The organism is Anaerolinea thermolimosa, assembly GCF_001050195.2.
GTDB lineage: Bacteria > Chloroflexota > Anaerolineae > Anaerolineales > Anaerolineaceae > Anaerolinea > Anaerolinea thermolimosa.
Genome location: NZ_DF967965.1, coordinates 3192286 through 3204489, shown reverse-complemented (window position 1 = coordinate 3204489; position 12204 = coordinate 3192286). Strand labels below are relative to the sequence as shown.

Sequence of the window (12204 nt, the reverse complement as noted above, 5' to 3'; positions counted from 1 at the left end):
GCGCTTCCCCGGAGAACAAGCGGGGAAAAACCTCTCAAGGAAAGGAGTATATTGTGTATGAAGAAATCGCTGATTATTGGACTGGCAGGTCTGGTTGTTGTGGCGGTTTTAGCGGTAACTGCCCGAAACACCGTATTTGCTCAGGAGGCGACCCCTACACCCGAGGCCGGTTCCACGGCGCCTCAGACTCCGGGCAAGGGGTGGCATCGAGGGCTGCGTTATGATAGCGTGACCCTGGAAGCTGCCGCCAAAGCCCTGGGGATGACCACGGATGAGCTTTCTAACGAGCTCTGGGCGGGCCGGACCCTGGCCGACCTGGCGGAGAAAGCGGGCGTGAGCCTATCGGATCTGCGCAATGCGGTAGAACAGGCGCAACTTCAGGCCACGCGTGATGCCATTGCTCAGGCAGTGAAAGACGGCACCATGACGCAGGATAAAGCGAACTGGCTGCTGGAAGGCCTCGATAAGGGGTACTGGTCTGGCTTTGGCGGGCGGGGGCACTTCCGCGGGCCCGGCGGGATGGGCTTCGTTCCCGATCAAGGTGCGGGTGCGCCCGGTTTCAACTGGTAAAAAGTGAGTCAGAGACCAGCTCGTCTGGCGGCATTTCACACCTTCCGGAGGGTGTGAAACCGCCAGAAAGCCTGGGGCGCGGCGAGGTGAGCCGCGCCTCTCTGGTTTTTAATTGGTCAGGCGAATGCCAAAGCGGGCGAAAATTTCGAGAATGGCTTTTTTGGCTTCCACCGACTCGGCAGACAACCCGTGCTTTTTGAGGTACTGGCTTGCTTCCCAGATTGCTACCGAAAGACGTTCGCGCAGGCTTGACGGCAGGGCAGGGAAGCCCCCGAGCAGGCGCTCCAGCTGAGGGTCGGGGCGATCCATCTGGAGCAGGTCATACACCTCGGCGCCGAGGAGCTCGGCCAGGGTGCGCAGATCGTCCCCTGACGGAAGAGCTGCTCCTTCCATCCATTGTGCCAGGTTGGCCTGGCTGACTCCCAGATAACGGGCAAATGCGTAGTAAGATTGCTTGCGCCCCTGGGTCTTTTCCCAGTCGTTGAACTTTTGTGCCAGCCAATCTTTGAACAGTGGCATGCGCTTCCTCCCTAAAACACAGGCTGTATTGATTGTAGCGTAAAAATGGTCTGAGCTTTTCCGTCCAAAGGGCACAGGATGAATGTGGCCCGGAAATTGGTCGAAAATTGGTTGAAAATTGCCTCGAAAATCCTTGCATTCTGTGGTATACTCTTGCGCGTAGGATGCTGTACAGTTCTGGTTGGTTGTAGCAAAGCAACTCGGTTCGCAGGCATTCGTCCTCGAACCGGTTTTTTTTAACGAAAACCGATGGAACGAAGAAGGCATCAAAATCAATTTTTTTTCTTGCCAGAAGGAGGCAAATTCAATGTCAGAGCGTATCATCGGTACGGTTAAATGGTTCAATGGCGAAAAAGGCTACGGGTTCCTCAGCCAGGAGAACGGCCCGGATGTGTTTGTACACTATTCGGCGATTGAAGGTTCGGGGTATCGCAGCCTGAACGAAGGCCAGCAGGTCGAGTTCACGGTCGAGCGCGGCCCCAAAGGCCTGCAGGCCGCCAAAGTGGTTGCCCGCTAATCCGGTTTAACTGAACCTCCGCCCCGTCAGAAGCGGGGCAACGCAAACACCCTCTCAGGTTTGCCTGAGAGGGTGTTTTTTTTATGAATTGTCCTGCCTTGGGGTGAGTCTGGATATAATTGAGGCGGTAAAACCTGCCAGCACGGAAGAATTCACCGGATTTCCCTTTCACCCCCTGAAGGAAACGAATCGATTCACCCCCGCGAAGCAGCTATACCCATGCCCGGGTTCACAGACGGGCATGGGTCATCCGATTAAATCTATGGGAGAGCAAATCAAGTGGTCATCAAGGTCAATCGTCTATCCAAATCGTTTGAGTATTACAAGAAAGAGCTCGGTCTGCGGAATTCGATTCGCAATCTGTTTTACCGCGAAAAGCTGATCAAAGAGGCGGTGAGGGAAATTTCGTTCGAAATCGAGGAAGGTGAGATGGTAGGCTTTCTCGGCCCGAACGGCGCCGGAAAAACCACCACGCTGAAAATGCTTTCAGGAATTTTGCACCCCACCTCGGGACAGGCCCAGGTGCTCGGTTTTACACCCTGGGAACGAAAGAAAGCGTTCAAGATGCAATTTGCCATCGTCATGGGGCAAAAGAACCAGCTGTGGTGGGATTTGCCCGCCAACGAATCACTTTACCTCAACAAGTGCATCTATGAGCTGGATGACCGCCAGTACCAGGAAACACTGGGAGAATTAACCGAATTGCTGGACGTGAAAGACCTGTTGAACGTACAGGTGCGGCGTCTTTCGCTGGGAGAGCGGATGAAAATGGAGCTAATCGCGGCGCTGATCCACCGGCCGCGGTTGATTTTTCTGGATGAACCCACTATCGGGCTGGATATCCTCTCGCAGATGAAAATCCGCGAGTTCTTCCGGTATTACAACCTGGAGAAGAAGGCCACTGTGGTTCTTACCAGCCATTACATGCAGGATATCGAGGGCCTGTGTAAACGGGTGATCATTATCAACGAGGGGCAGTTGGTCTATGATGGAGATTTGCATCGCGTCAATGACGCCTTCGCACACACCAAGCTGATCAAATTACAGCTGGCTGTTCCGGTGCGGGTGGATGAACTGGAAGCCTTTGGCCGGGTAAAGAGCCACGATGCGTTCACTGTAACCCTGGAAGTGCCCCGCGCCGAGGTGAAAGAACGTTCTAAAGCCATCCTTGACCACCTTCCCGTTTCCGATTTCAACATTGAGGATATTCCGGTAGAAGAAGGGATTGCCCAGCTTTACCGGCGGCGGGAGGTGAACCATGCCCTGGCTTAAGAAATACCTCAAGGCATTTGAGCTGGGGTTTGAGACGGCTCTCGAATACCGCTTTAACTTTATGATCTCTCTGATCAGCGCGGCCTATCCCATTATCATTCAGTCGTTCCTGTGGTCGGCCATTTATGCTGCCTCGGCGGGTTCATCGGTATACGGGTATACCTTTCGGCAAATGATCGCATACACGTTCATGGCTGGCCTGGTGGCAAGGCTCGTCCGGACGGGGTTTGAATATGAGATCATGGACGATGTGAAGAATGGAAAGTTCAGCAAGTTTTTAGTGCAACCCATGGGGTATTTCCCGTACCGGCTGGCGAGTTTTCTGGGGCAAAAGGTGCCGGGGCAGGGGATGATCCTTGGGCTGCTCGGCCTGGTGCTGGTGGGGTTAAACGTATTCTGGGGGATGCAGATCGAGCCGCTGCGGGTGCTGGCTTTTCTGGTTACCCTGGTGCTGGCCACGGTGCTTAACTTCCTTCTTTTCTACTGCTTCAGCGCGATTTCCTTCTGGATTATCGAGGTGGGGTTTCTTTTCGAGGGAATTCGCATTGTCACCGTGTTGCTCAGCGGGGGTATTTTCCCGCTGGAGGTTTTTGGTGATCGCTTTGCGCGGGCGGCTGGCCTGCTGCCCTTTAAATACACTGTTAACTACCCCATTAATGTCCTCAATGGAAAACTGACCGGAAGCGAAGCCCTGCAGGGAATGCTGTTACAGATGATCTGGATCGGCGTGATCTTGCTGGCGGCCAACCTGCTCTGGCGGGTGGGCGGACGACGGTATGTGGCGGTGGGGGGATAGGATGAACGAACTCTGGCGTGAGATTAAAAAACACTGGCTCATTTACCGGCTTTTCCTCAAGAATAGCCTGATGGCGCAGATGGAATACCGGTTCAATTTCATCGGCAATCTGGCAATGGAATCGGGGTATTTGCTGGTGAAGCTTTCGTATGTGGTGGTGGTGTACCGTTCGGGGGTGAGCATTCATGGCCTCTCACCGGATGAAATTTTGCTTTTTATCGGCACCTTCGTGTTCCTCACGGCGGTTTATGCCGGGTTGTACATGATCAACAACTTTGGCCTGCGCGGGAAGATCAAAGACGGCGATCTTGATCTGATCCTCACCAAGCCGGTATCCCTGCAGTTCATGGCTACCCTGCGCCAGGCTGACCTGACCATTTTCAGTGTGGATGCTCTGGCGGGGGCGGTGATGGTCTGTATCGCCTGGGCACGGTTGAGCATCCCGGTAAACCTGGTGACGGTGGGGGGCTATTTGGGTTTTCTGGGGATCAGTTCGGTGGTCAGCTATTGCCTTTTCCTGTTGCCGCAGATTCTCTCTTTCTGGTTGATGAACACCAGCGCCATTGCCGAGATCACCGACTCGTTTTGGGACTTCAACAACATGCCGATGGATATTTACAATCGCTGGATCCAGCAGATCGGGGTTTTCATTCTGCCGATTTTTGTGGTCACCAATTTTCCGCCGATGTTTGTGTTGAAGAAAATGCCCTCCGTTTACCTGGGCTGGGCATTGTTGCTGCCTTTCCTCTTGCTGGGGTTGGTGCGACTGGCCTGGAAGCGCGGACTGCGCAATTACAGCAGTGCCAGCAGTTGAAAAAAATGGGAGAAAATCATCCTTGACAAATGCAGTTAACCTTGCTATAAACAGCAGCAACAATTGAACGAAGAAAAGCTGTGAAGAGAAAGAGTACGCGCCGCACAGGCGGCACAGAGAGCAGTCAGACGGTGAAAGGGCTGCCCGCACGGTGGCGCGGAATGGTTCTCAGAGCTGCAGGGTGAAAGGCCTGGCCGAGTAGCCCGCGCCGGAGTTGCCGCCGTTATCCGGGCAAAGGGTATAACCGGACCTGTCCGGCGTACCCCAGAGTGAGGCTGGCTTTTCTTACCCGTCGTCGTCACGACGGGTTTTTTTATAAGAACAGCGGCCTAAATTGGGTGGCACCACGGGAAACCTCTCTCGTCCCATACGACGGGAGAGGTTTTTGTTTTATCTGAACGATGATGAGGTGAAAAGGATGAACCAACCAATTTCTTCACCAACCACGATCCAGGCAAGCGCCCCTCTGGTGCGTGAATTGCCTGCAGATTTAGAAACGCCGGTTTCCACCTATCTTAAGCTGGCCGGAACGGGGCCTTCGTTTTTACTGGAATCGGTGACCGGCGGTGAACGCGTGGCGCGCTATTCCTTTATCGGGGCGGGGCTGGCCCGCGCCTGTGTGGTACGCGGGAACACCCTGGAGATTCATTCTGCCGATGAGGTGGAGAAGCGCATTGTTTCTGACCCGTTAGGCGCCTTAAAGGCCGAGCTTGAACCTCTGCGCCGTGAACCATTGCACGGACTGCCGCGCTTCACGGGCGGTCTGGTGGGTTACCTTGGTTATGAAATGATGCGTTTCTTTGAACCGAGCGTGTCCCTGCGCCCGCACCCCGATTTACCCGATGCAATCTTCCTGCTGGCCGATACCCTGGTGGCCTTTGACCATGCCTTCGGGCGGCTCCTGCTGATTGCCAACCCCGCCCCCCATGGGCCAGAATCTGTGGCCCGCGCCGCGGCTGAGGCTCGCCTGGATGAACTGGAAGCCCGCCTGGCCTCGCCGTTGCCGCCGCGTGCAGTACCTGCGGGGGGTGTAGCGGCTGTTTCTACCGAGATGCGCTCCAATGTGCCTCGTGAGCGGTATATGGCCAATGTTTTGAAAGCCAAAGAATATATTGCCGCGGGGGATATCTTTCAGGTGGTGCCGTCACAGCGACTCAGCCGTGAAACCGAAGCCGCACCTTTCGATATCTACCGTGCTTTACGGCGGCTTAACCCATCGCCCTATATGTTCTTTTTCGATTTTGCCAGCCTGGCAGGAGGTGAACCTTTGCGGCTGATCGGTGCATCGCCAGAGATGCATGTGCGCCTGGAGGGTCGTACGGCGGCCATTCGCCCCATTGCCGGTACCCGCCCGCGGGGGAAAACCCCCGCTGAAGACCTTGCTCTGGAGCAAGACCTGCTGGGTGATCCCAAAGAGCGGGCGGAGCATGTGATGCTGGTGGATCTGGCGCGAAATGACCTGGGGAGGGTGTGTGAATATGGCACGGTGCGAGTCTCGGAACTGATGCAGGTGGAGCGGTATTCACATGTGATGCACATCGTCTCGCATGTAGAAGGGCGTTTACGCCCGGAGTTAGATGCGTTTGACCTGATGCGCGCCACCTTCCCGGCGGGCACGGTTACCGGGGCCCCCAAGATTCGCGCCATGCAGATCATCGATGAGCTTGAGTCGACCCCGCGGGGCCCTTACGCCGGGGCGGTGGGTTACTTCGCCGCCGATGGTTCTATGGATACCTGTATTGCCATTCGCACCATGGTAATGCGCGGGAAAACCGTTTCTGTACAGGCCGGAGGAGGGGTGGTGGCCGATTCAGACCCTGCACTGGAATATCAGGAATCGCTTAATAAAGCGCGTGCGCTGGCGGTGGCGGTGGAAATGGCTGAAAAATCATCGCTGGCCTGACGGAGGAAGAAAAGGAGGCGCGATATGCTGGTTCTGATCGATAATTACGACTCGTTTACCTATAACCTGGCCCAGCTGCTGGGTGAGCTGGGAGAAGATGTGCGTGTTTTCCGCAATGATGCCATTACCGTCGATGAACTGGAGGAGCTTAACCCCGACCGTGTGGTTATTTCACCGGGGCCGGGCGAACCAGAGGATGCGGGGATTTCCAATGCTGTGATTCGCCGTCTGGGAGTGCGCCGACCATTGCTGGGGGTATGCCTGGGGCATCAGTGCATTGGTGCGGTCTTTGGTGGGCAGGTGGTGCGCGCCCCGCACCTGATGCACGGCAAGACGTCTCCCATTTACCATTATGGAGAGGATCTCTTTGCGGGGTTGCCCAGTCCCTTTGAGGCTACCCGTTACCATTCGCTGGTGGTCGCCGAGCCCCTGCCAGAACCCCTGGTGGCGACGGCTTTTACCCGTACCGGTGAATTGATGGGCCTGCGCCATCGGGAATATCCCATTTTTGGGGTGCAGTTCCACCCGGAGTCGATCCTCACGGAGGCCGGGCGGATGATCCTTTCGAATTTCTTACAACTGAAGCCACTCGGGTAAGTGGTTTGCCAGAAAAGGAGAATTGCGATGTTGAAACCATTCCTCAATAAAATCATTCGTCACGAAAACCTGACTGCTGCGGAAGCCGAAGAGGCCATGACCATCATCATGACCGGGCAGGCTACCCCCGCACAAATCGGCGGGTATCTGGTGGCCCTGCGCATGAAGGGCGAGACGGTGGATGAGATTGTGGGTTCGGCGCGTGCCATGCGCGCCCAGGCCAGCCGGGTGCCCTACCGTCCCGACGGCACCCCTCTGCTGGATACGGCTGGCACAGGGGGAGATGGAGCCCATACCTTTAACATTTCCACTGCCGCCGCGTTTGTCATCGCCGGGGCGGGTCGCCGGGTGGCCAAACATGGCAACCGGGCGGCTTCTTCGCAGTGTGGAAGTGCCGATGTGCTGGCCGCTCTGGGAGTCAATATTGAGCTCACCCCTGAGCAGGTAGCCGCCTGTATTGAGCAGGTAGGGATTGGCTTTATGTTTGCTCCCCGCTTTCATCCTGCCATGAAACATGCCATTGGCCCACGCCGTGAACTGGGGCAGCGCACCATTTTCAACCTGCTCGGACCGCTGACCAACCCGGCAGGGGCCACGCATCAATTGATCGGGGTGTACGATGCCACCCTCACCGATCCGATTGCCGAGGTGCTCGGTGAACTGGGCGGGCAGGCGGCCTTTGTGGTGCACGGGCACGGCGGTTTGGATGAACTCTCAACGGGTGGGCCGAACCGCATCAGTCATCTGCATGATGGGCGGGTGGATACCTTCACCCTCGATGCTGTAGAACTGGGGCTGCGCCGGGCCGACCCTGAATTGTTGCGCGGCGGAGAACCTGCCCGGAACGCGGCCATGCTGCGTGACCTGCTTGCCGGGGAGGATGACTCTCCGCGCCGCGATGTGGTTTTGCTCAACAGTGCGGCGGCGCTGGCGGCTGATAGTGGTGATTTCCGTATGGCGCTGGCCGAAGCCGAACACTCCCTTTCCAGCGGGGCAGCGCTGGCCAAACTGGAAGAACTGGTTGCCTTCTCCGGGAGCTTTGTGCAATGAGCCGATTGGACGAGATTCTTGCCCACAAACGCGCCGAATTGGCCGCGCGAAAAGCGTTAACCTCGCTGGCAGACGTGCGAGCGGCGGCCGGGAACGCCCTGCCCTCCCTGGATTTTAAGGCCGCCATCCGCCGCCCGCTCCATGCCCGGCCACGTCTCATCGCTGAGATCAAGCGCGCCTCTCCCTCGCGCGGGCTTCTGGCCGGGGCTGACTTCGACCCCCTCCGCCTGGCACAGGCTTACCGTGATAACGGGGCTTCAGCCTTCAGTGTGCTTACCGATGAACGTTTTTTCGGGGGGAGCCTGGAGCACCTTCGTCAGGTGGCGGCACTGCAACCCCGACGCCCCGTGTTGCGGAAGGATTTTATTCTGGAGGAAAGTCAGATTTATGAGGCGCGTGCGGCAGGTGCCAGTGCGATCTTGCTCATCGTGGCCTGCCTGGAGTTCGCACAGCTCGGCGATTTTTCCAGACTGGCAGAGGAGCTGGGTATGGCCGCCCTGGTAGAGGTGCATAACCTTCCTGAGCTTGAGGTAGCCATGAAGGCCGGGGCACAGATCATCGGGATTAATAACCGTGATTTGCGTACTTTTGAGGTGCGCCTTGAGACCACTCTGCGCCTGCGTCCGCATATTCCGCCGGGAGTGGTGGTGGTGGCCGAGAGCGGCATTCACACGCGAGCCGACGTAGACGTGCTCGCCGAGGCCGGGGTAGATGCACTGCTGGTGGGCGAGGCGCTGGTGGCGGCACAGGATACCGCGGCTAAAGTGAGGGAGCTGGTGGGATGAAGGTCAAAATTTGCGGGATTACCTCGCTGGAAGACGCCCTGGCAGCTGTGGGGGCCGGGGCTGATCTGCTGGGCTTTAACTTTTATCCGCCCAGTCCGCGCTTTGTGTCGCCGGGGGTTTGCGCAGAGATTGTGGCCGGTTTGCGCGGCACGGGGGTGACCTGTGTAGGGGTGTTTGTAAACGCCCCCCTGGACGAGATTCAGGCCATTCTGGATGCCTGCGGGTTGGATCTGGCCCAGCTTTCGGGAGATGAGCCACCCGAGGTTGTGAACGCGCTTGGAAAGCGGGCTTTCAAAGCTCTGCGCCCGGCCAATTCATCAGACCTGGAGGCGCTTTCAAGGCTTTACCCGCCGCGGGGTGAGGCTCCCGCCTGGCTGCTGGACGCTTATCGCCCCGGAGAGTACGGTGGTACAGGCACCCCGGCCAGCTGGGAGCTGGCCAGCGAACTTGCCAGACGGGCGCCTGTTTTACTGGCTGGCGGGTTGCGGCCTGAGAATGTCGCCGGGGCTGTGCGCCAGGTGCGCCCCTGGGGGGTGGATGTGGCTTCGGGGGTAGAAAGTTCTCCCCCGCATAAAGATGTGCTGCGGATGAAACAATTTGTTCAGGCCGCCAGAATGGCAGCCGCCGAAGGAAAAGGAGATCTTCCATGATTACCTCAACCCAATCTCTTACCCAACTTTCGACCAAGTTTGGCCCTTACGGGGGGCAGTTTATCCCCGAAGTGCTCATGCCGGCGGTCGCCGAGCTGGAGCAGGCTTATCTTGAAGCGCAGGCTGATGCGTCCTTTCAGGCTGAGTTTGCCCGCCTGCTGCGAGAATATGTGGGGCGCCCGACCCCGCTGACCTTTGCCGCCCACCTCAGTGACGAGCTGGGTGGGGCGCGAATTTATCTGAAACGGGAAGACCTGGCGCACACGGGGGCACATAAAATCAACAATGCTCTGGGGCAGGCTTTGCTGGCGAAGCGCATGGGGAAGCGCCGGGTGGTAGCTGAAACTGGCGCCGGCCAGCACGGGGTGGCCACCGCCACGGTGGCAGCGCTGCTCGGCCTGGAGTGTGTGGTCTATATGGGGTCGGTGGATATGGCGCGTCAGCAGCCCAATGTACAGCGGATGCACCTGCTTGGGGCCGAGGTGCGCCCGGTGGAGAGTGGAAGCCGCACGCTCAAAGATGCGGTCAATGAAGCCATTCGCGACTGGGTAACCAATGTGAGCCATACCCATTACCTGCTGGGTTCTGCCCTGGGGCCGCACCCGTACCCTACCATGGTGCGCGATTTTCAGGCGGTGATTGGTCTGGAAGCCCGTGCACAAATTCTCGAACAGGCTGGCCGCCTGCCCGATGCCTGCATTGCCTGCGTGGGAGGCGGGTCCAATGCCATTGGCCTGTTCCATGCCTTCCGCGATGACCCCGGTGTGCGCCTGATTGGCGTAGAAGCCGGCGGCGAAGGCCTGGAAAGCGGGCGCCATGCCTCGCGCTTCAGCGATCCCAAACGCGGGCGTCCCGGCGTGCTGCACGGTACCTACACCTGGGTTCTTCAGGACGAAGACGGCCAGGTGGCCGAGACCCATTCTATTTCTGCCGGGCTGGATTATGCCGCGGTGGGGCCAGAACATGCCTTTTTGCGCGATCAGGGGCGGGCCGAATACACCACGGCTGACGACCGCAGTGCGCTGAGGGCCTTTCAGTACCTGGCGCGCAGTGAGGGCATTCTGGCGGCGCTTGAGTCGTCTCACGCGGTGGCTGAGGCCATCCGCCTGGCGCCGCAACTTTCAGCCGATGATATTTTGCTGGTGAATCTTTCCGGGCGGGGTGACAAAGACCTGGAGACCATTCTGAAGGCTCTTGGAAAGGAGGAGATGTGACAATCTCTGAAGCTTCTACGGTACTCACCGGCTCCGGTATACAGCGGATTTCGCGGGCCTTCCAGCAGGCCAGGGAGGCCGGATATGCGGCTTTGATGCCTTACTTCACGCTTGGCTACCCGGATGCCCCCACTTCACTGGAAGTGATTGAAGCCATGGCTGAAGCCGGAGCAGACCTGATCGAACTGGGGGTGCCATTTTCAGATCCACTGGCGGATGGCCCCACCATACAGCATTCCACCCACATGGCCCTTGAGAAAGGTATGAGTGTACGTGCCTGCCTGGAGCTTACGGCTGAATTACGCCGTCGGGGGGTGCGTCAGCCGTTCCTGTTAATGGGGTACGTCAACCCAATCCTGGCTTATGGTGTGGAACGCTACGTAGCCGATGCCGCCAGGAGCGGGGCTGATGGGTTGATCGTCCCGGATCTACCTCCTGAAGAAGCGGAAACACTGGAGGCGGCCTGCCGTGACCACGGGCTGGCGCTGGTGTATCTGGTTTCTCCCACGTCACCGCCAGAACGGGTTGCGCTGGTGGCCGGGCGCACCGGGGGCTTTTTATACCTGGTCTCGCTGACCGGGGTGACCGGCGCCCGCAGTGAATTGCCCCCCGGGCTGGCCGATTTTATCGCCCGGGTACGTCAGGTGGCCTGCACTCCCCTGGCGGTGGGGTTTGGTATTTCGACCCCAGAACAGGCGCGCCTGGTGGGGCAACTGGCCGACGGGGTGATCGTCGGCTCGGCGCTGATTGAGGCGGCTGGCAGGGACGGGCACCCGGCACAGGCCGCGGCTGATTTTATCCGTGCATTGAAACAGGCGTTGCATTCGGGCGGATGAGAGATTTAAAAAACCGGCAAAATACCCTCTGTCAATGCAAAATACCCTCTTGACTTTCCCGGTCAGTCGCGCTAAACTTGAACACAATCATGCAGACCCGACCGCTTTCTCCCCGCTACTATTACTTTTATTTTTACGGCAAACGCACCCCGGTTGCCGGCGGCGGAGCTTAAGCGGGCGAGAATCCCTATCTCAAACGCAACTGCGGAGCCAACGGCTCCGCAGTTTTTGCTTAAAAAGCCTGAGGAGGAAGAAACCATGAGTATACGAGGTGTTCGCGGTGCGACAGTTGCCCGGGAAAACGAGGCAGAAGCCATTCTTTCGGCCACCCGTGAACTGCTCTCCGCCATGATGGAAGCCAATCCCGGCCTGTTACCGGCGGACATTGCCAGTGTCTTCTTTACCGTCACCGATGACCTGACGGCTGTTCACCCGGCGCTGGGTGCACGCCAGCTGGGCTGGACTGAGGTTCCCCTGATGTGTGCCCGGGAGATCCCTGTGCCCGGCTCGCTGGCACGTTGTATTCGTGTGCTGGTGCACTGGAACACCGATTTACCTCAATCTGAAATCCGGCATGTTTATCTGGGCGAGGCGGCCATCCTGCGCCCGGATTGGACCCCGCTCAAGTCAGATGCCTGAAAGTTAACTTACCCTTTTTACTCTTATTGCCAGAGGAGAGAC

General features: G+C 58.0%; 14 protein-coding genes and 1 other annotated feature. Of the genes, 13 read left to right on the top strand and 1 reads right to left on the bottom strand.

The features are described from left to right. Nucleotides 1–57: 57 nt before the first annotated feature. Nucleotides 58–570, top strand: a complete 513-nt coding sequence (locus tag ATHL_RS14445) for a hypothetical protein (RefSeq protein ID WP_062195364.1) — start codon at nucleotides 58–60, stop codon at nucleotides 568–570. A 108-nt stretch (nucleotides 571–678) separates the two neighbouring features. Here the strand turns inward: ATHL_RS14445 and ATHL_RS18975 are convergent, their stop codons facing one another. Next, a complete protein-coding gene (locus ATHL_RS18975) occupies nucleotides 679–1089 on the bottom strand; it encodes a helix-turn-helix domain-containing protein (RefSeq protein WP_062195361.1) in 411 nt (136 codons plus the stop codon). A 307-nt stretch (nucleotides 1090–1396) separates the two neighbouring features. On the opposite strand from ATHL_RS18975, the gene ATHL_RS14435 reads away from it, so the two are divergent. The 12 genes from ATHL_RS14435 (at nucleotide 1397) to aroH (ending at nucleotide 12162) form a co-directional block, all read left to right on the top strand. Beyond that, nucleotides 1397–1606 (top strand): cold-shock protein, encoded by a 210-nt coding sequence (locus tag ATHL_RS14435; RefSeq protein WP_062195421.1) that lies wholly within the window; start codon nucleotides 1397–1399, stop codon nucleotides 1604–1606. A 279-nt stretch (nucleotides 1607–1885) separates the two neighbouring features. After that, complete coding sequence (locus tag ATHL_RS14430; protein WP_062195358.1) at nucleotides 1886–2878, top strand: ABC transporter ATP-binding protein; 993 nt, start codon at nucleotides 1886–1888, stop codon at nucleotides 2876–2878. Next, nucleotides 2865–3674, top strand: a complete 810-nt coding sequence (locus ATHL_RS14425) for an ABC transporter permease (protein ID WP_062195355.1) — start codon at nucleotides 2865–2867, stop codon at nucleotides 3672–3674. Before ATHL_RS14430 ends, ATHL_RS14425 begins: the two co-directional genes overlap by 14 nt. Nucleotide 3675: 1 nt before the next feature. Then, on the top strand, nucleotides 3676–4488 hold the full coding sequence (locus tag ATHL_RS14420) for an ABC transporter permease (RefSeq protein ID WP_062195352.1): 813 nt from the start codon (nucleotides 3676–3678) through the stop codon (nucleotides 4486–4488). Nucleotides 4489–4559: 71 nt separating this feature from the next. Further along, nucleotides 4560–4859 (top strand) — a binding site (T-box leader). Nucleotides 4860–4906: 47 nt separating this feature from the next. Next, on the top strand, nucleotides 4907–6391 hold the full coding sequence (gene trpE, locus ATHL_RS14415) for an anthranilate synthase component I (protein ID WP_062195420.1): 1485 nt from the start codon (nucleotides 4907–4909) through the stop codon (nucleotides 6389–6391). Between the two features lie 24 nt (nucleotides 6392–6415). Continuing rightward, on the top strand, nucleotides 6416–6988 hold the full coding sequence (locus tag ATHL_RS14410; protein WP_062195349.1) for an anthranilate synthase component II: 573 nt from the start codon (nucleotides 6416–6418) through the stop codon (nucleotides 6986–6988). A 27-nt stretch (nucleotides 6989–7015) separates the two neighbouring features. Continuing rightward, on the top strand, nucleotides 7016–8038 hold the full coding sequence (gene trpD / locus ATHL_RS14405; RefSeq protein WP_062195346.1) for an anthranilate phosphoribosyltransferase: 1023 nt from the start codon (nucleotides 7016–7018) through the stop codon (nucleotides 8036–8038). Further along, nucleotides 8035–8823: an indole-3-glycerol phosphate synthase TrpC gene (gene trpC, locus ATHL_RS14400; protein WP_062195344.1), complete on the top strand. Its 789-nt coding sequence runs from the start codon at nucleotides 8035–8037 to the stop codon at nucleotides 8821–8823. Before trpD ends, trpC begins: the two co-directional genes overlap by 4 nt. Next, nucleotides 8820–9473: a phosphoribosylanthranilate isomerase gene (locus tag ATHL_RS14395; RefSeq protein WP_062195341.1), complete on the top strand. Its 654-nt coding sequence runs from the start codon at nucleotides 8820–8822 to the stop codon at nucleotides 9471–9473. Before trpC ends, ATHL_RS14395 begins: the two co-directional genes overlap by 4 nt. Continuing rightward, nucleotides 9470–10687 carry a tryptophan synthase subunit beta gene (gene trpB, locus ATHL_RS14390; protein WP_062195338.1) on the top strand — a complete coding sequence of 406 codons (1218 nt, stop codon included), beginning with the start codon at nucleotides 9470–9472 and terminating at the stop codon, nucleotides 10685–10687. The genes ATHL_RS14395 and trpB overlap by 4 nt, the downstream gene beginning before the upstream one ends. A 38-nt stretch (nucleotides 10688–10725) precedes the next feature. After that, on the top strand, nucleotides 10726–11523 hold the full coding sequence (gene trpA / locus ATHL_RS14385) for a tryptophan synthase subunit alpha (protein WP_062195418.1): 798 nt from the start codon (nucleotides 10726–10728) through the stop codon (nucleotides 11521–11523). A 258-nt stretch (nucleotides 11524–11781) separates the two neighbouring features. Continuing rightward, a complete protein-coding gene (aroH, locus tag ATHL_RS14380; RefSeq protein ID WP_062195335.1) occupies nucleotides 11782–12162 on the top strand; it encodes a chorismate mutase in 381 nt (126 codons plus the stop codon). Nucleotides 12163–12204 lie beyond the last annotated feature (42 nt).

Excerpts from the sequence above, each read along its gene's own strand:
- ATHL_RS14445 (WP_062195364.1), top strand. The coding sequence starts at position 58 with ATGAAGAAATCGCTGATTATTGGACTGGCAGGTCTGGTTGTTGTGGCG.
- ATHL_RS18975 (WP_062195361.1), bottom strand. The coding sequence starts at position 1,089 with ATGCCACTGTTCAAAGATTGGCTGGCACAAAAGTTCAACGACTGGGAA.
- ATHL_RS14435 (WP_062195421.1), top strand. The coding sequence starts at position 1,397 with ATGTCAGAGCGTATCATCGGTACGGTTAAATGGTTCAATGGCGAAAAA.
- ATHL_RS14425 (WP_062195355.1), top strand. The coding sequence starts at position 2,865 with ATGCCCTGGCTTAAGAAATACCTCAAGGCATTTGAGCTGGGGTTTGAG.
- ATHL_RS14420 (WP_062195352.1), top strand. The coding sequence starts at position 3,676 with ATGAACGAACTCTGGCGTGAGATTAAAAAACACTGGCTCATTTACCGG.
- trpE (WP_062195420.1), top strand. The coding sequence starts at position 4,907 with ATGAACCAACCAATTTCTTCACCAACCACGATCCAGGCAAGCGCCCCT.
- ATHL_RS14410 (WP_062195349.1), top strand. The coding sequence starts at position 6,416 with ATGCTGGTTCTGATCGATAATTACGACTCGTTTACCTATAACCTGGCC.
- trpD (WP_062195346.1), top strand. The coding sequence starts at position 7,016 with ATGTTGAAACCATTCCTCAATAAAATCATTCGTCACGAAAACCTGACT.
- trpC (WP_062195344.1), top strand. The coding sequence starts at position 8,035 with ATGAGCCGATTGGACGAGATTCTTGCCCACAAACGCGCCGAATTGGCC.
- ATHL_RS14395 (WP_062195341.1), top strand. The coding sequence starts at position 8,820 with ATGAAGGTCAAAATTTGCGGGATTACCTCGCTGGAAGACGCCCTGGCA.
- trpB (WP_062195338.1), top strand. The coding sequence starts at position 9,470 with ATGATTACCTCAACCCAATCTCTTACCCAACTTTCGACCAAGTTTGGC.
- aroH (WP_062195335.1), top strand. The coding sequence starts at position 11,782 with ATGAGTATACGAGGTGTTCGCGGTGCGACAGTTGCCCGGGAAAACGAG.